General features: G+C 67.8%; 16 protein-coding genes. 10 read left to right on the top strand and 6 right to left on the bottom strand.

What is annotated here, in order from left to right:
* Window positions 1-22 precede the first annotated feature (22 nt).
* The 3 genes from AMK58_RS18115 to AMK58_RS18105 all read left to right on the top strand — a co-directional run bounded on the left by AMK58_RS18115 (window position 23) and on the right by AMK58_RS18105 (window position 1,819).
* Window positions 23-559: a hypothetical protein gene (locus AMK58_RS18115; RefSeq protein ID WP_035679071.1), complete on the top strand. Its 537-nt coding sequence runs from the start codon at window positions 23-25 to the stop codon at window positions 557-559.
* A gap of 127 nt (window positions 560-686) precedes the next feature.
* Window positions 687-1,175, top strand: a complete 489-nt coding sequence (locus tag AMK58_RS18110; RefSeq protein WP_035679074.1) for a YajQ family cyclic di-GMP-binding protein — start codon at window positions 687-689, stop codon at window positions 1,173-1,175.
* Window positions 1,176-1,366: 191 nt separating this feature from the next.
* Entirely contained in the window at window positions 1,367-1,819 is a 453-nt protein-coding gene (locus tag AMK58_RS18105; protein ID WP_051140626.1) for a hypothetical protein, read from the top strand.
* A 27-nt stretch (window positions 1,820-1,846) separates the two neighbouring features.
* Here AMK58_RS18105 and AMK58_RS18100 read toward each other — a convergent pair whose 3' ends face one another.
* Window positions 1,847-2,857, bottom strand: coding sequence for a M23 family metallopeptidase (locus AMK58_RS18100; RefSeq protein ID WP_051140627.1), 1,011 nt, complete (start codon window positions 2,855-2,857; stop codon window positions 1,847-1,849).
* A 112-nt stretch (window positions 2,858-2,969) separates the two neighbouring features.
* Window positions 2,970-3,362, bottom strand: a complete 393-nt coding sequence (locus AMK58_RS18095) for a response regulator (RefSeq protein ID WP_236778227.1) — start codon at window positions 3,360-3,362, stop codon at window positions 2,970-2,972.
* Window positions 3,363-3,591: 229 nt separating this feature from the next.
* Between AMK58_RS18095 and rpoH the strand changes: the two genes are divergently transcribed.
* Window positions 3,592-4,467, top strand: coding sequence for an RNA polymerase sigma factor RpoH (gene rpoH, locus AMK58_RS18090; protein ID WP_035679080.1), 876 nt, complete (start codon window positions 3,592-3,594; stop codon window positions 4,465-4,467).
* Between the two features lie 343 nt (window positions 4,468-4,810).
* A complete protein-coding gene (locus AMK58_RS18085; protein WP_051140628.1) occupies window positions 4,811-6,889 on the top strand; it encodes a putative bifunctional diguanylate cyclase/phosphodiesterase in 2,079 nt (692 codons plus the stop codon).
* Window positions 6,890-6,914: 25 nt separating this feature from the next.
* On the opposite strand, the gene AMK58_RS18080 is transcribed toward AMK58_RS18085, so the two are convergent.
* Complete coding sequence (locus tag AMK58_RS18080; RefSeq protein WP_035679082.1) at window positions 6,915-8,804, bottom strand: potassium/proton antiporter; 1,890 nt, start codon at window positions 8,802-8,804, stop codon at window positions 6,915-6,917.
* Window positions 8,805-9,054: 250 nt separating this feature from the next.
* Here AMK58_RS18080 and AMK58_RS18075 point away from each other — a divergent pair, with 250 nt between their 5' ends.
* Window positions 9,055-9,846 carry a porin gene (locus AMK58_RS18075; RefSeq protein ID WP_035679083.1) on the top strand — a complete coding sequence of 264 codons (792 nt, stop codon included), beginning with the start codon at window positions 9,055-9,057 and terminating at the stop codon, window positions 9,844-9,846.
* A 139-nt stretch (window positions 9,847-9,985) separates the two neighbouring features.
* Window positions 9,986-10,165 carry a hypothetical protein gene (locus tag AMK58_RS18070; RefSeq protein ID WP_014198692.1) on the top strand — a complete coding sequence of 60 codons (180 nt, stop codon included), beginning with the start codon at window positions 9,986-9,988 and terminating at the stop codon, window positions 10,163-10,165.
* Window positions 10,166-10,242: 77 nt separating this feature from the next.
* Here the strand turns inward: AMK58_RS18070 and AMK58_RS18065 are convergent, their stop codons facing one another.
* Window positions 10,243-10,773, bottom strand: a complete 531-nt coding sequence (locus AMK58_RS18065; protein WP_035679085.1) for a GNAT family N-acetyltransferase — start codon at window positions 10,771-10,773, stop codon at window positions 10,243-10,245.
* A 180-nt stretch (window positions 10,774-10,953) separates the two neighbouring features.
* Between AMK58_RS18065 and AMK58_RS18060 the strand changes: the two genes are divergently transcribed.
* Entirely contained in the window at window positions 10,954-11,268 is a 315-nt protein-coding gene (locus AMK58_RS18060; protein WP_051140629.1) for a hypothetical protein, read from the top strand.
* Window positions 11,269-11,282: 14 nt separating this feature from the next.
* Here the strand turns inward: AMK58_RS18060 and AMK58_RS18055 are convergent, their stop codons facing one another.
* On the bottom strand, window positions 11,283-12,299 hold the full coding sequence (locus AMK58_RS18055) for a patatin-like phospholipase family protein (protein WP_035679087.1): 1,017 nt from the start codon (window positions 12,297-12,299) through the stop codon (window positions 11,283-11,285).
* Window positions 12,300-12,504: 205 nt separating this feature from the next.
* Between AMK58_RS18055 and AMK58_RS18050 the strand changes: the two genes are divergently transcribed.
* Window positions 12,505-14,298 carry an ABC transporter ATP-binding protein gene (locus AMK58_RS18050; protein ID WP_059399253.1) on the top strand — a complete coding sequence of 598 codons (1,794 nt, stop codon included), beginning with the start codon at window positions 12,505-12,507 and terminating at the stop codon, window positions 14,296-14,298.
* A 21-nt stretch (window positions 14,299-14,319) separates the two neighbouring features.
* Here AMK58_RS18050 and AMK58_RS18045 read toward each other — a convergent pair whose 3' ends face one another.
* Complete coding sequence (locus AMK58_RS18045; protein ID WP_236778226.1) at window positions 14,320-16,836, bottom strand: hybrid sensor histidine kinase/response regulator; 2,517 nt, start codon at window positions 16,834-16,836, stop codon at window positions 14,320-14,322.
* Between the two features lie 506 nt (window positions 16,837-17,342).
* Here AMK58_RS18045 and AMK58_RS18040 point away from each other — a divergent pair.
* On the top strand, window positions 17,343-19,121 hold the full coding sequence (locus tag AMK58_RS18040) for a tetratricopeptide repeat protein (RefSeq protein WP_035679092.1): 1,779 nt from the start codon (window positions 17,343-17,345) through the stop codon (window positions 19,119-19,121).

Below are 19,121 nucleotides of genomic sequence, written 5' to 3'. Positions count from 1 at the left end.
CCCGCCGGACCGGGAGTGCGCCATGGAAAGCCTGACCGTCATTTTCGGCTTCGTTGCCGTCGTCACCCTGCTGCTCGTCCTGTCGGCCCTGCGCTGGACGCGCAATCGGATGGCGCGCGTGGTGATCCTGCTGCTGTTCGCCCTGCTGCTGCCGGCGGCCTACGCCGCACCGGCGGCGCTGCTGGGCCGGGCGAAGCCGGTCACGCTGGAATGGATGGGGTCCAACGTCCGCGAGGCGAAGGTTCTGAGCGCCACGCTGGTGGAGAACGAGGCGATCTATCTCACCCTTCTCTGGGAGCAGGCGCCCAACCTCTACCGCCTGCCCTGGGACCGCCGCATGGCGGAGCAGTTGCAGGAGGCCCAGCGCGAGGCCCAGCGCAACGGCACCAATCCGATGATGCGGCTGCCCTTCGAGCGGTCCTGGGACGACCGGGAGCCGCGCTTCTACGCGCAGCCGCAGCCGAAAATGCCGGACAAACCTTATGAGAACGCCCCCGGCAACGGCGGACCGGGCGGCAATCCGGGAATCGAGTTCCAGCACCCCGGCCAACCGACCTGAGACGTTCGGCGGGCTGGTGGCGCCTGCGGACCGCTTTCCGTCACAGCGTCCATGAAGGCCTCTTGAAGGCGGGGTGCGGCCTCGTCTACGGTTCCGCGATTCAGTCCGTTCGAGCAAAGAGAGTCCTATGCCGTCCTTCGACATCGTGTCCAAGACCGACATCCACGAAATCGACAACGCGCTGAACGGCATGCGCCGCGAGATCGAGACCCGGTTCGACTTCAAGGGCTCGCGCTGCACCGTGGAGCGCACAGAGAACGACATCACCCTGTTGGCCGACGACGCTCCCAAACTGGAGCAGATGCAGGAGCTGCTGCGGGTCTATGTGACCCGGCGGAAGCTGGACGCCGGCGCCCTCGACTATTCCAAGCCGCCGGAGCGGGCGGCGGGCGACGCGCTGCGGCAGGTCGTCACCGTCAAACAGGGCATCGCTCAGGACCTCGGCAAGACCATCGTCAAGGCAATCAAGGACGCCAAGATGAAGGTCCAGGTCTCCATCCAGGGCGACGAGCTGCGCGTTACCGGCAAGAAGCGCGACGACCTCCAGGACGCCATCGCCTTGGTGCGCGGGCTGAAGATCGAGCAGCCTCTGCAGTATCTGAACTTCCGGGACTGAGGGCCGGCAAGGGCGCGCCGCAGGGTCGGTTTTGCCGGACGGCCGGTCATTCTTGCCGGGTGAGGCGGAAATTTTTGCCGGGCGCGTGGGCGGCGGGGAGGCCGCACTGCCAGCTTCTCCGCCCGTTGCGACGATGGCCCGTCCCTTGCTTGCCCTGATCCGGTAGCCGAACGCCGCAGGGTCCACGCGCCATGTCGATACCGGCCAACGCCGACGCTTCCCAGTTGATGCGCATCCGGGCTGAAGAGCTTCTGGAGCGCAAAGGCACGGGTGCGCCCCGGCAGGCCGGGGAACTCGCCGGCCAGTTCGCCGCGATGCTGGAGCAGTTGAATGGCGTCGGCGGCGAGGATGGCGCGTCGGGCCTGATGGCGTCCTCCCCGGCGGGTCCGGTCACGGGAAGTTCCGCGATCGCCCATCGGCTGGGAGTGGGCGCCGTCAGCGTCTTCGCGCAGAGCGATGGCGACACGGCGTCCGCCGGTCAGGCCGAAAGCCACACGCCCGACATGCGGGCGCCCAACGCCGAGGAGGCCATGCAGGTGGTGCAGAGCGCGCTCCAGGCCGAAAGCGCGCCGAACTTCCGCTGGCTGACCACGCTGCTGACCCAGGGCGTCCCCGACCGCATGACGTCGGGGTCGGCCCAGTGATCGGTGCAGTGATGGGACGGCGGGGCGTCAGCGAACGTCCAGCCGGCGTTCCAGTGTGACCACCGTCTTGCCATCGCGGGACAGCGTCACGATGCCCTTGTAGGGTCCGTTGGGCCATCCCGACGCCGGGCGCTTCAGCCCCTGATAGGCGAACCAGACGGCCTTGTCCCCGGTGATGCCCTTGCTGTTGTCGAACAGCGTCCGGCCATCGCCGTCGAGGATGCGGATCCGCTGGGTGTCGCCGTCGCGGACGCCCATGATGTCCGACCACAGCACCAGCAGGGGCGCGTCCGGAGTCAGCACCTCCCCGGCGAATTCGCCGTGGCGGGCCGGCTCGGCCTCCGGAACGCGGCGGGTGGCGAAGCCGGCGCTGAGGCCGGCCGTCGGGCGGTAGGCCAGCGCCTTGGCCGTGGCGGCGTTCCACAGCGGCGCCATGGGCTGGTTGCAGGCGGTGAAGGGCTGCTGGCCGACGAAGGGATCGACGACGGCACCGTTGTGGCGGACGCCGAAATGCAGATGGGGAAACTCGGTCAGGCCTGACAGCCCGACGTCGCCGAGCCGTTGTCCAGCCTCCACCCGCTGGCCGGGGGTGACCGCGACGCTGCCGCGCTTCATGTGGAGGTAGGCGGTCTGCCAGCCGTCGCCATGATCGATGATGACGGCGTTGCCGCCCCCGACCTTCATCACCGTGTCGCGCCCGATGACGTTGACGTTCACGTCCTCCATGCCGTCGCGCACCCGCAGGACGGTTCCCGAGGCGGCGGCCAGCACGGCGACGCCCTTGTCCATCGCCGTGTAGTCGGGGAGACGGAAGTCCGTGCCGTCATGGCCGTCGTAGCTCAGCCGTCCGCAGGCATGGTCGCGCCAGCCGGGGCCGGAATCCTCATCGACGTAGTTCTGGATGAAGCAGGTTTCCCCGATCCGGCACGCGAGCGGCAACCCGAAGGCCGGCGCTTCCGCCGCCGCTGGGGCGGCAAAGCTCAGCGCGCCCGCGAAGAGGCTTGCGGACAGGAGGGTGGCGATAGCGGCGCGGATCATGCGGACTTCCCAAAGAAGAGAGGCGGGTCTGCGAGGGCAGGGTGAGGCAAGCCTTGCCCCGACGCAACCGCAAGGAAGCCATACGCCGGCCGGCGACCGCCTGTCGCCCCCATCAGCCGGCGATCAGCACCGCAAGCACTTCGGAAGCCAGGACCGCAGGCTTGATCGGCTTGCGGACCATCCGGGCGACGCCCAGCTTGGTCAGGGCCTGCATGGTCAGTTCCGGCGGCACCCGCTCGTCGATCCCGGACAGGACGATGATCCGCAGGTCCGGACGAAGATTCTTGGCCACCTGGATGACCTCGAACCCGTCATGCTCCGGCATGATGAGGTCGGTGACCAGCAGGTCGAACTCATGGAACGTCAATGACTCGATGGCCGCCCGCGCGTCACCGCAACCGGTCACGTTGTTGCCTTCCTTCTCCAGAATCTTGCTGATGATGCTGAGAGATACCGGATCGTCATCGACGACGAGGATGTCGGCCATCAGAGTCTGCCCTCTCATGAGTCGGTGCTTGGGGTTTTGCCGACTTGAATAAGGCACGGCTGGTTTACGCTCCGTTTATGGGCTGGGGCCGCCATGCATATAGGTCAAGGCACCCGCCATGCGCAGACACACGGCGTTGACTTGGCGTTCCGTCCGCGTAAACTGATGCTGCCTTCACAAGGAGGGCGCCGGCCGCTCATCACGGGGACCGGCGAATTGGGTCATATCGCTTTCAAGAGGATGTGACATGAGCACCGCATTGGCACTGACCACGCCCTTTCCCGGCGAGTCGCTGTCCCGTTACATCGAGCAGATCCACCGCTTCCCCGTTCTGGGTGCGGAGGAGGAGTATGTGCTGGCCACCGCGTGGCGCCAGCATGGCGACATGGAGGCGGCCCGCAAGCTGGTGACCAGCCATCTGCGCCTGGTCGTCAAGATCGCCACCGGCTTCCGCGGCTATGGTCTGCCCATGACCGATCTGGTCGGCGAGGGCAACATCGGCCTGATGACCGCCGTCCGCAAGTTCGAGCCGGACCGCGGCTTCCGCCTCTCCACTTACGCGATGTGGTGGATCAAGGCCTCCATCCAGGAATACATCCTGCGCTCCTGGAGCCTCGTGAAGCTGGGCACCACCGGCGCCCAGAAAAAGCTCTTCTTCGGCTTGTCCCGCCTGAAGCGCAAACTGGGCGAGTTCGGCAACGGCGATTTGAAGCCGGAAAGCGTGTCCCGCATCGCCCGGGAACTCGACGTTCCGGAAAGCGACGTGGTGGCGGTGAACCGCCGCTTCGTCCAGCCGGTCGCCTCGCTGAACGCGCCGCTCTCCGCCGGGGAGGGGACCGCGGAGATGCAGGACTTCCTGCCCGACGAGCGCCCGAATGCCGAGGACAGCCTGCTGGAGCGCGATGAGGCGATGCACCGCAGCGCCCTGCTGCGCGACGCGATGGCGGTGCTGAAGGACCGCGAGCGCGACATCCTGACCGCCCGCCGCCTCAGCCCGTCGCCGAAGACGCTGGAGGATCTGGCCGCCGTCTACGGTGTCAGCCGTGAGCGCATCCGCCAGATCGAGGAGCGCGCTTTTCAGAAGCTGTCCCAGCGGGTGCGGGAACTCGCCGCAGCGGCGTAAAGGGGGGCTTGTTGCCTCCCTCCCCTTTGTGGTGTATATCGAAAGGCGTAGGTCCTAGAGGGTTGGATTCCGTTGCCGAGGCCGTTCCTTCGGGTGAGACGGGGCTGTGTTCTCCTGCCCAGGGTTGTGGTGGGGGGAGTGGGGGATGCAACAGATGTTGTGATTTCGCCGCAATTTGTTGGAAAATGCTTCGCAAGCCGTCATAATGACAACTCGGTTTTTGTGCACCCCTGGGTATCGGGCCTCGTGTCGAGCCTCGGGGTCGCCTTGGTGAGCGGGTACGGTTTTGGTCAACGTGTCTCCGGCAGAGCATCAGGGGCCTGACGGCTCGTCCGCACCGGCAATGCCGACGACATCGGCGTTTCTGGCGTCGCTGGCCGAAAGCCTGATGCATCAAGCGTCCTTCGCGTTGGTCTACGCCGACGCCGGGCGGCGCTGCCTGTTCGCCAATCCGGCCTTCGCCGCCGTGTTGCGGACCTCGCCCGAAGATCTGGCGGGGCGGTGCCTTGCCGAATTCGACCATCCTCTGGCGCGCTCCATCGTGCAGGCGTTGGACCGCTCCGGACAGACCGGGGAAGCCGCTCCGGTGGATTGCGAGGTCGAGCGCGCGGACGGCGGGCGTGGTGTCCTGACCGGCTGCGTCCTTCCCCACCGCACCGGCGACGGCGGGCAAGGCTTTCTCGGGCTGTTCCAGGACGTGACCGACCCGGCCCGTGTCGCCGATTTCGTCCTGCGCCGCGACCCCTTCGTGACGACGCTGCTCGACGCGGCGGTGGATGGCGTGGTGGTGGCGGACCGCAACGGCATCATCCGCACGGTCAACCGGTCCTGCCGCGACCTGTTCGGCTATGATGAGGAGGAACTGATCGGCCGGAACGTTTCCGTTCTGATGCCGCCGCCCTTCTCCCGCGACCATGACAAGTACATCGGCAGCTACCTGGAGACGGATCGCGCCAAGATCATCGGCATCGGGCGCGACGCGCTGGGACGGCGCAAGGACGGCGCGGTGTTCCCGATCCATCTCAGCGTCGGCCAGGCCCGCTTGGCGCGCGATGTCGTGTTTGTCGGCATCATTCGCGACATCTCGGAGCGGCTGGCGGCGGAGCAGAAAGCGACCTATCTCGCCCGGCACGATCCGTTGACCGGCGTTCTGACCCGCACCGCCTTCCTGGAGGAGTGCGAGGCCGTGCTGGCTGCGCCCTTTCCCGGCCAGGAGGGCGGCCTGTTCGCGCTCTACGCGCTCGACGTCGACCAGTTCAGCGACATCAACGAGGCGTTCGGTTTCCATGTCGGCGACGCCGCGCTGAAGGCGATGGTCAGCCGCGTGACGGAGGTGCTGCCGCAGCAGACCTACGTCTGCCGCATCGCCGCCGACGAATTCGCCGCCCTGTCCCGCGTGGAAAGCGCGGAGCAGGCGGAGACCCTGGCCGACCTGTTGCATGATCGGCTGACCGCCTCCATCTACGCCGACCGGCATTGGGTGCGGCTGCGCCTGTCCATCGGCGCCGCGGTGCAGGACGCCGACATCCGCACGCTGGAGGAGCTGAACGCCAAGGCCAAGCTGGCGCTTCAGGCCGCGCAGCACAACGGCGGCAACGCCGTCTGCTTCTACACCCCGGAGATGGCCGCGGCGGCGACCCGGCGCATGTTCCTGACCATGCATCTCGCCCATGCCATCGAGCGGAACGAGCTGCACATGGCCTACCAACCCATCGTGGAGGCCCGTTCCGGCCGGATCGTAGGGGCTGAGGCGCTGCTGCGCTGGAACCAGCACACGCTGGGTGCGGTCTCTCCCGGCGAATTTATCCCGGTTGCCGAGGAAAGCGGCCTGATCGTTCCCATCACCGACTGGGTGCTGAACGCCGTCGTCGAGCAGATGGCGGTGTGGGAGCCGGCGGGTACCCTGCCCAATCAGATATTCATCAACATTTCGGGTCCGCAGTTCCTGCGCGGCAACCTCAGCGCCCGCCTTGAGGAGCTGCTGGGGCGTCATCCTGAACTGCGGGGGCGTCTGGGGTTGGAGATCACCGAGCAGGCCGCGGTGCGCGATCTGAAGGCCGCCGTGCAGACCCTGACGGAATTGGAGGCCATCGACGTCCAGGTGGCCATCGACGACTTTGGCTCGGGCTACTCGTCGCTCAGCTACGTGCAGCAGCTTCCTGTGTCGAAGCTGAAGATCGACCGCGCCTTCATGGCGGACATTCCGGACAACCTGAAGAACGGGGCGCTGGTCCGCGCCGCGGTCGGCATGGCGCACGGTCTTGGCCTCGTCACGGTGGCCGAGGGGGTCGAGACGGAGGAGCAGCGCGACTTCCTGGTGTCCGTCGGCTGCGACCTGCTCCAAGGCTATCTGTTCGGTCGCCCCGCCGCCCCCGACGCCTTCGCGGCGATGATCCGCGCCCAACAGCCCGCAATGGCCTGAGGCCCGGCGGGAGGGACGGGGAGGGTCATCCCTCCAGCCGTTCCGGCTCCTTCCCGGCCAAGGCGGGTGTCTCGATGGCGCGGGCGGGCAGGCGCTCGCGGCGGGTTTCCCGGCGCTGCCAGCGGCGGAAGGAGCGTTTCGACCACCATGACAGGATCGTCTGCCAAAGCCGTTCCGGGCCCTGGAACAGCGGAACGCGGGGCTTGTCCATCGCCGACGGCTCCAGCGCGAGCCCGACCGAGGTGATCTGACCGTCCTGCATGTCGCGGACGATCAGTTCAACGCTGCCCATGCGCATCCGGTCGCCCAGCTCGCAGGCGCCGCCGAACTCGTTGCGCAGCAGGTCGCGCAGGGAGCGCTGGGCGTTCGCCAGCGACAGGGGCAGGCCGTACATCTCGGCGATCTGCTCCACCGTCGCGTCGGGGTTCAGCGCCAGATCGCCGTAAAAGGCACGGTCGTCCTGATCCAGAGGGCGGCTCTCGGCGAACAGCTTGTCGATCAGCGGCAGTTGGCTGGGCGGGGTGAACAGATAGACCATGTCCCCGGCCTGGAGCGTCCGCGCCTTGTGCAGCGGCACCACGCGCCCGTCGCGGATGACCAGGGACGGGCGGGCGAAGCGCGGCGTGCGCTGGCCACGGGCGGCGGGGCTCTTGGGGTGGACGGTGTAGGCGACCATCTCCTGGTCGGCCCCGCCGGGCAGTTCCAGCTCGAACCGCTCGACCGGGCCGCGCCGAGGCGGAACGATCAGCTTCAGCCAGCGCGCCATCGGGCCGATGGTCCAGCCCTGCACCGCCAGCGACACGATCACCACCAGGAAGGCCGTGTTGAAGATCACCTGTCCGCCCGGCAACTCGCCGAGGATCGGCACCAGTGCCAGCAGCATCGACACCGCGCCGCGCAGCCCAACCCAGGCCATGAAAGTCTTCTCGTTGGCCGAAAAGCGGAATGGCAGCAGGCACAGCCACACCGCCAGCGGGCGCGCCAGCAGAATCAGCAGGGCGGCAAGCGCCAGGGCGGGCAGGGCGATCGCCCTGAAATCATGCGGGGTGGCGAACAGGCCCAGCATGACGAACATGACGATCTGGCTGAGCCAAGTCAGGCCCGAATGGAACTGGCGCAGGCCCAGCGCCCCGCGCAGCTTCACGTTTCCGGCGACAAGGCCGGCGGCGTAGACGGCCAGGAAGCCGCTGCCCCCCAGCTCGTTCGTTCCGGCGAACAGGAACAGGGCGAAGGCCAGGGTGACCACCGGGTTCAGGCCGGGGTCGAGGCGGGCCTTGTTGATGAAGGCGGCCAGCCCGGCCCCGCCCAGGACGCCCAGAACCGCCCCGCCGGCGATCTGCTTGACCAGGAAGCCGGCCAGTTCCAGCGGCGTTCCCCAGCCGTGCAGCGCCGCCTCCACCAGCATGGCGGTCAGCAGGATGGCCGTCGGGTCGTTGCTGCCGGACTCGATCTCCAACGTCGAGCGCACGCGGTCGCGGATGGTGATCCCGCCGACCCGCAGCAGGAAGAACACCGCCGCCGCGTCGGTGGAGCTGACCGCCGCGCCGACCAGGAAGGATTCGATCCAGGGCAGGCCCAGCAGAAAATGCGCGGCGACTCCGACGACCCCGGAGGTGATGGCGACCCCGAAGGTGGCGAGGCTGAGCGCCGGCCAGGCGGCGGCACGGTAGCTCGACAGCTTGGTGTCCAGGCCGCTTTCGAAGAGGATCACGGCGAGCGCGATGGAGCCGATCAAAAAGGCGCTGTTTGCGTCGTTGAAGCTGATGCCCCCGATGCCGTCGATCCCGGCGAACAGCCCGACGCCCAGGAAGATCAGCAGCAGCGGTGTGCCGATCCGCAGCGCCAGATAGCTGGTCAGGATGCTGACGATCAGCAGCGACGATCCGATCAGGATGATGGTGCTCGCCGTCTCCATAGTCCTCGCGCCGGGAAGGGAGTGATGCCGCCTTTGCGGTCATCCGATTTTGGCAATTCTTGGGCACGAGTGCAACGCAGCGACCAAAATTTCCCAATGTTCCTAAAATAATACAGAAATGTCTCCCGCAATGCAGCATTGCAGCGGGCTACAATCCTTCCGGGTTAATGCAACGGGCGAGGGGCATTTCATGTTTCGTACACGGCGTATTCCGACACCTCCCTTCGTATCCCTGCCCCTCGCAACCCTGATGCTTGTCCTGTCCTCCGCCGCGGCGACGGCGGGAGCCTTGCCCGACCTGGACCGCACGGCGGCCGGCGGCGGTGCCACACCGATCCGGTTCGACAAGAAGGCCATCGATCTCGGCGGCTGGGGCGCCCTGGAGGTCGGCCAGACGGAAAGCGCGTCGCGCCGGATGGTGGTGACCACGCCGGTGCGCGACCAATGGTTCTCCGACCCGGTTTTCATGAACGACGGCGCGTTCGGCGGGCCGGACGCCCGGGCGACTTATTATTCGCCGCGCCTGCACGGGTTCAACATCGGTCTCGGCTACACACCCGTGCGGACGGAGCTGGGTGCGGCCGATCCGCTCGCCCGCCATGTGGTGGAGGGCGTCGTGCGGCACGACGGCCGGCTGGGCAAGGCCCGGCTGCGCATCACCGCCGGCGCGGGCAAGGCCGCCGTCGCCAAGGACCGTGGCACGCCCCGCCGGTCCTGGGTGGTTGGCGGGCAGGTGACGCTGCCCGGCGTCACGGTTGGCGCCGGCTATCGCGAGCAGTTGCCCGACGACGGCGCGGCGCGCCGGACGCTCAACGCCGGCCTCTATCTGGAGCAGGGCACGCCATTGCGAGGCTGGACGGTCATGGGGCGGCTGGCCCACAGCCAGGTCGGCGCCGAGGCCCCGCAGGAGGCTTGGTCCACGGGCCTGCGGTTCCGCATGTCGCCGAAGGTCAGCGTCACCGCCGATCTGGGCACGATGACCTACAGCGGAGACCCGTCCGACAGCACGATGCTGCGCGTCGGAACCCGTGTTCTGTTCTGAAACGGTGCCCGAACGGGCCTGATATCCCTCTTTCGTCCTTATCCAACGGTGGATTCCCGACGGAATCGCGGTGTCGTGGAAGCAAATCGCCTTCTCGCCTGTTTATAGGGGCGAGAAGCACCACAAGGAGGGTTTGGACATGTCTCGTTTGCGCCTGATCGGGACCGCCATTGCGCTGTTGACGCTCGCGGCCTGTTCGACCGGCGGCGTGGTTGGCGGCACGGCTGGCGCCGCGGGCGGCTACGCGGTGGACGGCAAGCGTGGCGCCATCATCGGTGGCCTGGGCGGCGCCGCGCTGGGCACGGCTCTGGATCGCTGACCGGACGCAACGGGTACATCCGTTGCCGATTGCGACAAGCGCGTCGCGCCGATCAGGCGCGGCGCGCTTTCGTTTTTTCAGGCGCGCCATTCCTTGCGCAGGATGGCGTACTGCATCGTGTTCTCGAAGATGGGATGTCCGTCGCCATCCGTCTCGAAGGATATGAATTCCACGAACAGACCTTCCTTCCTCATGCCGAGCCTTTCGCACAGGCGCTGCGACGCGACGTTGGTATCCTCGACATAGGCGTAGAGGCGGCGGGCCTGCTTCACCGTGAACAGATGGTCGAAGAGGGCGCGCGCGGCCTCCGCGGCGTATCCGGCCCCGGCAAAATCCGCGTTGAAGTTCCAGCCGACAGTGTGGGTGTCCGGCGGCTCGGGCACCTGGAACACGTCGCCGATCACCCGGCCGGTGCTGCGCAGGCACACGGCGATGTGCTCGTCGCTTCGGCTGCGCGTTTCCACCTCCGCGGCGGCCGCGTCGAGATCGTCCAGCTTGAGCGAGAGAAAGCAACTCGCCCTGGGGTGACGCAGATAGGCGAGCAGGTCGGGCGCGTCCCCCTCCCGGAAGGGCCTCAGGATCAGGCGGTCGGTGGTGATGGGGTCCATGCGTCGTCTCAGCGGAAGGGGCCGGAACCGGAAGCCGGCAGATCATGTGCCGGTCATTTTTGCCGCCCGGCACATCCACGCCATCAGAATTCCCACTTATGACGTTGATTGCCAAGCATATTTAAGGTTGCACAAAACTTGCTTGTCGGATCTCCAGCCCATCGGTCACGAGAAACCGTCATGCAAATCTCCAACTATATCAGCAACGTCTCCCGCGTCGTCGCCAAGTTCACGGCACAGAACGAGAAGACCGAACCGGAGAAGGAGGCAAGCGGAGTCAGCGCCGCCGACGCCTTCCTCAAGGAGGCGCGGAAGTCACCGGCCCAACGCATCCGGGACCAGATTCTCGCCCGCATGAAGCTGGACGAGGAGTCCCTCGCGTCCATGCCGGCGGAGAAGCGCGCCGCCGTCGAGAAGCAGATCGCCGAGGAGCTGAAGCGCCAATTGTCCGGCGAGAAGGACCGGCGCGGCGCGGCGGTCGACCTGACCGCCTGACCGCTTGGCGCCGCTCAGACCGGGGGCGCGTAACCGAACACCCTCAACGCGTCCTGAAGGTCAGGGAGGACGCGCTCGACCGCCGCCTCCCCCTCGCGGATGCAGTCCTCCGCCCGGTCGAACTCCGACAGGCCGATGTGCCCCAGTCGCGGCGTGATGTGCACGTCCGGCGGCTCGCCCGCCAGACGGGACCGCGCGATGCGGTCGGTGACGATGCCCAGCGAGGAGACCATGACGCCGAACAGGCTCGGCCCCTCGTAATCGCGTCGGAAGATGCGGCGGCTCAACGCGCCGATGGGCACGCGGAAGCTGGCACGGGATTTGGATTCACCATCCGGCCCCTGCTCCTCGTCGATCAGCTTCAGGAGGTCGAATCCCGCCGCGGTCGGTACGGCGGCGCCGGGGCGCCGCGATTTGCCGATGATGTCGGCGGCCAGATTGACGGCGATCACCATCTGGGCGCCCAGAGCCCGGCAGGCCGACACCGGTACCGGGTTGACCAGGGCGCCGTCGACCATCCAGCGCCCCTCGAAGCGCACCGGCGGAAAGACCCCGGGCAGGGAGAAGGAGGCGCGCAGGGCGTCCACCAGCGGGCCGTTGCGCATCCACACCTCGTGCCCGGTGACCAGATCGGTGGCGATGGCGGCGAAGGGGTTGGGAAGCTCTTCGATCTGGATGTCGCCCAGATGGTGGCGCATCTCGGCGACCAGCCGGTCACCGCCGATCAGCCCGCCGCCCTGGCGCAGCCGCAGGTCCAGATAGCCGACGATCTTCATCCGGGTGAGGCTGCGCGTCCACTCTTCCAGCGCGTCGAGCTTGCCGGCGAGATGGAGACCGCCGACCAGCGCGCCCACCGAACTGCCGCAGACGATGTCCGCCTCGATCCCGTAGCGCGCCAGCGCCCGCAGGACGCCGATGTGCGCCCAGCCGCGGGCCACCCCGGCGCCCAGCGCCAGACCGATGCGCGGCCGGTGGTGGTGCTGGCCGTAGCGATTGCCGGGACTCTGTCCGTTTCCGCCGTCCGCCGCCATGGCGCCTCCTTTGCACAGGGTGGAGCGCGTTCCGGTCGGTATCGTGCCATCCGCCCGGTTAAGGAAGCTTGATCGGTTCCGCCCCGGTGGACAAGGCCCGCCGGACAAGGTTCCGTGAAGTAAGGCCCCGTGAAGTAAGGCCCGGTGGACAAGCACCGGGGCCATCGGCTAAGCCATCGCGATTGCGCTACAGGAAGACGTGCACGTGAGCAAGAAGAGCGGAGAACGGCTGCGCCTCGACGCGGCGACGGAGCGGCTGGTTGGCCGCATGCTGCGGGAATGGGTGCGCCCCTACACCGGCAAACTGATGGTGTCCTTCCTGCTGATGGCCGTGGTGGCGGCGGCGACCGGCGCCTATCCGCTGCTGATCGATCAGGCCTATTCGATGTTCTCCGAGCAGGACCGCGGCATGCTGCTGGTCATCCCGCTGCTGATCATCGTGGTCACGGCGGTCAAGGCGCTGTCCATGTATTCCCAGACGGTGGTGACCACCGACATCGTGCAGCGGATCATCACCGACGTGCGCCTGTCGATGTTCGACCATCTGCTGCGGTCCGACACCGCGCAGCTTCACGCGGCCCCCACCGGGACGCTGACCTCCCGCTTCATCAGCGACGTCGACCTGATCCGCAACGCCCTGTCGCGGACCCTGACCGGGCTGGTGCGCGACATCCTGACGGTGATCGCGCTGGTCGGGTCGATGTTCTATCTCGACTGGGTGCTGTCGCTGATCGTCTTCCTGATCTACCCGATCGCCGCCATTCCCATCGTGAACATCGGCAAGCGGCTGCGCCGCGTGTCGCGCGACACCCAGGCGCAGATGGGCGACATGACCGCCCTGCTGACGGAAAGCCTGGCCGGCGCCCGCATGGTCAAGACCTACTCGCTGGAGGAGTACGAGCGCGCCCGCGCCGCCCGCGCCTTCGAGGACAATTTCGCCCTGACCATGAAGGCGACGCGCGCCCGCTCCCGCATCGACCCGATGATGGAGGTTCTGGGCGGCGCCGCGGTGGCCGGGGTGATCGCCTTCGCCGGCTACCGCATGGCGATGGGCGAGGGCTCGGTCGGCGCCTTCTCCGGCTTCGTCGGCGCGCTCCTGATGGCGGCGCAGCCGGTGCGGGCCATCGGTACGCTGAACGCCGTGCTCCAGGAAGGTCTGGCCGCCGCCCAGCGCATCTTCGAACTGGTGGACGAGAAGCCGACCATCACCGAGCAGCCCGGCGCCAAGCCCCTGGCGGTGGAACGCGCCGCCGTGTCCCTGCGCGATGTCCGCTTCGCCTACGAGGAGGGAACGGAGACGCTGAAGGGCATCGACCTGGAGGTTCCGGCAGGGGCGACGGTGGCCCTGGTCGGGCGCAGCGGCGCCGGCAAGTCCACCGTCTTCAACCTGATCCCGCGCCTTTACGACGCGACCGGCGGGCAGGTGCTGATCGATGGGCAGGACGTGCGGGCGGTGACGCTGAAGAGCCTGCGTGGCGTGATCTCGTTGGTCAGCCAAGACACGGTCCTGTTCAACGACACGGTGCGGGCCAACATTGCCTTCGGCCGGCTGGACGCCCCCTTCGACGACATCGTGGCCGCCGCGAAGGCCGCCGCCGCGCACGACTTCGTCGCCCGGCTGCCGGAGGGCTACGACACGGTGATCGGTGACCGCGGCGTGAAGCTGTCGGGCGGCGAGCGGCAGCGCCTCGCGCTCGCCCGCGCCTTCCTGAAGGACGCGCCGATCCTGCTGCTGGACGAGGCGACGAGCGCGCTGGACAGCGAGTCCGAGCGGCTGGTGCAGGGGGCGCTGGAGCGGCTGACCCAGGGGCGCACGACGCTGGTCATCGCCCACCGGCTGGCCACCGTGCGCAACGCCGACCGGATCGTCGTGATGGAGGGCGGGCGCATTCTGGAGCAGGGCACCCACGACGCCCTGATCGCCCAGAACGGCACCTACGCCCGCCTGTGCAAACTCCAGTTCGGCGAGGACGGCGAGGCCGCCCTGCTGGCGCCCTGATCCGGCAAACCGGAACCGGGCTCAATCCGCCGCGGGCACCATCTCCACCACGGCGTTGCGCAGTTCGTGGGCAGCGATGGGTTTGTGCAGCAGGGTGTGGCCACCCGCACGGGCTTCGGCCAGCCGCTCCGGGGCGGTGTCGCCGGTGATGATCGTCGCCGGAACCGGTGTTCTGAGCCGCTCGCACACCGCCCGGATGGCGTCCAGCCCGGTCTTCCCATCGCGCAGGCGGTAATCGGCCAGGATCGCGCTCGGCCATTCCCCGCTTTCGACGTGCTGAACCGCGTCCTCGATGGAGCCCGCCGTCAGGACCCGATAGCCCCAACCCTCCAGCATCGCCTGCAGGCCGAGGCGGATCAGCGGTTCGTCATCGATCACCAGGATCATTCCCCGCCCATCGCTCGTCGCCAGCCGGGCCTCGACCGGTTCGGAGCGGGTGGCATGGCGGGCGATCAACGGCACGTCGACGCAGAAGGCGGAGCCGGCTCCCAGCCTTGAGCGCAGGTGAACCTTGTGCCCGAGCAAGCGGGCAAGGCGCCGCACCACCGCCAGGCCGAGCCCCAGCCCCTTGCTGCGGTCCCGCTCTTGATTGCTGACCTGGAAGAACTCCTCGAAAATTTCCCCGTGCTTGTCGGACGGGATCCCGATGCCGGAATCCATCACTTCGATGCGCAGGCGGTCTCCCCGGCGTCGGCAGCCGATCAGCAGGCCGCCCTGTTCGGTGTAGCGCAGCGCGTTTTCCACAAGGTTGCGCAGGATGCGCATCAGCAACGCCGGATCGCTGCGGACCGTCAGAGCACAGGGAACCACGCGCAATCTCAGCCCCTTGGCCTCCGCCTGGGGATGATACTCGGTGCCCAACTGCTCGATGATCGGGCCGATCGGCAAATCCTGCAATTGGGGTACGATCAACCCGGCATCCAGCTTGGACACGTCGAGCAGGCTGTCGAGCAGCATGCGCAGCCCGTCCATGGCCTGCCCCATGGAGTCGAGAAGCGGGCCCGCGGGGTGCCCATCCAGGCGCGCGGCCAGTGCGGATTGGAACAGCATCATTGCCTGGACCGGCTGCCGCAGGTCGTGGCTTGCGGCGGCAAGGAACTTGGATTTTGCGACGTTGGCGCGGTCAGCCTCGGCCTTGGAGGCGCGCAGGGCGTCCTCGGTGCGGCGGCGTTCGGTGATGTTGCGCACGATCCCGGTAAAGTACCGGCGCTCCCCGGCGGTCCATTCGGTGACCGCCAGCTCGATCGGGAAGATCGAACCGTCCTTGTGCCGTCCCTCGACCTCGCGTCCGATGCCGATGATCTTTTTCTCGCCCGTTCGCTCATAGGCCTGGAGATAGCCGTCATGGGCGGAGTGGTACGGCTCCGGCATCAGGATGCGGATGTTCCGGCCGATCGCTTCACCGGCCTCATAGCCGAAGATGCGCTCCGCCGCCGGGTTGAAACTCTCGATCGTGCCGGTCGCGTCGATGACCAGCATGGCATCCACCGCGGTCTGAACGATGGCCCGGTGGCGGGCCTCGCTTTCCGCCAGCGCCGCCTCGCGCCGCCGGATCAGATCCGCGGCCCTTCGGATGGCGCGCCCCACCGCCTCAATCTCGGCAACGCCGCCGTTGGGCGGCGGCACCGGGTATCCCGCTCCCAGCGCTTCCGCCGCTCCGGCCAATTGGGAGACGGAGCGCGTGAGGCGCCGTCCGAGCAGAACCGCCGCCCCAATCCCGATCAGCAGAAGAACAAGGCCGCCGCCGGTGAACAGCAGGAGGGCATGGCGCGCCGGGGACGCGACCAAGGTGGTGGGGACGCTCATCGCGACCACCCAGCCGAAGCTGCGGGACCGACTGTAGGCCTGGATCGCCTCCACCTTTTCCAGATTGGTGGCGCGGTGGATTCCGTCCGGTTGTTCCTGCATACCGGCCCACAGGGCGGCAGGAAGCCGTTTGCCGACGAATTGTTCGCTCAAATGCGAGCGGGCGATGACAACTCCATCCTGGTCGATCACCCCTGCCCGCCATCCCGCGGGAATGCGTTCCGGCGACACGATGGCTTGAAGCCGCTCCTGAGAGATGTTCAGGCTCAACAGGTAGCGGATCTGGCCGTCGCGGATCACCGGGGCGATCACGGCCAGGATTGGCGATTGGCTTACATCACCGATGAACAGGCCGGTAACCTGTGGCCGCCCCGTGTCAAACACCCGCTGGTCGGCTTCGAGCACGGTGCTGCCCGGCAGTTCCGTACCCCAGGGCACCCGGCTGTTGACCCGCTGCCGGCCTTGCGGATCGCGGAGGACCACGTTGGAGCCCAGCCGGTCACGCACGCCGATGGCTTGCCGGTAGAAGGCGGCCAGATCGTCCGTCGTCAGGCTTTCCGACGTCGACAACACCTCGGCGGCGGCGATCTGGCGGCTCACCTCGCGTTCCACGTCCTCAGCCAGCAGACGCGTCCGGTCGAGCACGAGCTGCTCCGTCTGCTGGGCCTGCGCATCGACGTTGCGGATGAGGAGGAACACCGAGAACAGGACCAGCGGCACGGCAACCGCCATGACAAGAAGGACGAGCCAGCTTCGCACCCGTTTTGGCCGCACCCGCCAAGTCAGACGCCGAATCGGACGCCGCCGCTCCTCTGGGCTGAGGGTCATCGAATCGACCGGAGTTCGAACACGATCCTGCACCGGATCGCTTGAGGACTGCGGCCGATTCGCTTGGTGTCACTCTTGTCGGTGGCCCAGGCACGCCCAGGAGCGCGCGCCTGCACTCTTTGGAACGGCGGGCGGAGCATAGCTTTGGCGAGGCGGTCGATCGGGGGGATATATCCGGTCCGAACGTACCGGGGCATTTCGCAGACCATTCCTCAGCTAACCGGTTGCGGGTATCTCCAAACCAGACTGTATCATACCGCGTGATAACTGGCTGACAATCCATCTTCCCGCTCATGAAGGCGCGGTCAGGAGCGCCGCGGTGGTCATACGCAGCGTTCCCCGGACCGCTCCGGCGCGCGACCGTCGGTGGCAATTGGCGCCGGGGCCGATCCGGTCTATGGTCCCGCCTCATGGAACCAGCCCTCGACGACGCGATCCGCCTGCACAAATCCGGCAACCATGCGGGGGCGGAACCGCTTTACCGAGCGGTGCTGGAGCGCGATCCGGCAAATCGCGGCGCGCTGCAGATGTTGGCGATGCTCCTGGTGCAGACCGGGCGTCCGGCGGACGCCGTCGGCCACTTCCGGACCATCCTGCGGCTGGAGTCCGGCGGTGTCGCCGGATACAGCAACCTGGCCGCCGCCCTGCGCTTGGCCGGTCAGGGGACGGAGGCGATCGCCTGCCTGCATCGGGCTCTGGCCCTCGATCCGGCGCACGCGGCCTCCTGGTTCAATCTCGGCAATGGGTTGAAGCAGCAGGAGAAGGCGGCTGGCGCAGGGTGGAGTTACCGGCGGACCCTGGTGCTGGAGCCCGGTCACGCCGGGGCGGCGGGCAACCTGAAAGCATTGCATGACCAGTGGGGACCGCGGCTGGACGAGGCGGAGCGGCGGAGCGTCGCGGCGCGCCGCCCGGAGGCGAACGCCGACACCCGAACGGCGGCGGCCGAGGCCCTGGTGGCCGTCGGCGACGCGGTGGCGGCGGAAGCGATGGCGCGCGCCGCCCTGGAGCAGGATGAGCATCATCACCGCGCCAACCGCCTGCTGGGGCGCCTGCTGCTGGAGCGCAGCGGGGCGATGGGCGTGCAGGATGGAAAGCCCTTCGCGGTCGACCGGGCGTTGGTCGAGGAGGCCATCGGCGCGTTGCGCCGGGCCGTCGCCGCCCGTCCGGACGACGACGAGGCGGACTGGCTGCATGTCGCAGCGGTGGCGACCCTGGTGCAGGTGGGCATGGCGTCCGACACGGTGTTGCGCGATGGGGCGAGGGCCGCCTGGGTCCGCCTGCGGCGCCGCTCCAAGGACACGGTCGCGGCCTCCGTCATCGGCTTCCATATCTACCGTCGGGACCGGCTCGTCCTCGCTTCCTGGCTGAGCCGACGCTTCCGGCGGCGCTTCACCGCGGCGGAGGTCGCGCGGGAGCATGAACTGGGCCTATGGACCATGCTGCGCGCCGACGACGCCTTTTTCCGCGCCCTGCCACCGGTCGAAGCAGTGCTGGAGCGCATGGCGCCCCTGGAGTGGCGCATCGAGCCGGCGCCGGGGCTGTCCGGGGAACAGGTGGTCTTCTGCTGCTGCGACGACGTCTATTTCCGCCGTTTCGCCCCAGCGCTGCTGGAGTCGCTGGCGGAGCGGATGCCGGGCGCCACCGTCGCCGTCCATGTGGTGGCGCCGTCGCTGGAAACGGAACAGGTCATGGACCGCTGGCGGGTGGATGGACGGCTGACGGTGGGCTTCTCGCTGGACCGGCCGGACATGGCGGGGTGGACCGACATCAAGCGCGTCACCTACTACGCCTCCGCCCGTTTTCTCCGCGCCTTGCAGTGGCTGCGCCGGTTGGATCGTCCGTTGACGGTGGTTGACACCGACGCCTGGATCACCGGAGATTTGCAGGCTCTCCGGGAGGACATGGCCGGATACGACGTGGGCCTCATGCTCGACGGTCGCCGCCGTGGTCCATCACGGGAAATTCCGGTTGGGTTCGCCGTTTATGAGAACACGACGGGCGGCGACCGCTTCCTGTCGCTGCTCGGCTCCTACATCGGGCATTTCCTGGCGGGGGCGGAGGTCTATTGGATGCTGGACCAGATGGCCCATTACGCGGTGCTCGACTGGCTGAACCGGCACGAGCCGATCCGCATGCGCCGCTTCGACTTCCTGACCTTCCCCTACTGCCACTTCGTCGGGGCGAAGTGA

Source organism: Azospirillum brasilense, assembly GCF_001315015.1.
GTDB classification, from domain to species: Bacteria; Pseudomonadota; Alphaproteobacteria; order Azospirillales; family Azospirillaceae; genus Azospirillum; species Azospirillum brasilense.
This window is presented reverse-complemented; position numbering and strand designations above follow the sequence as displayed.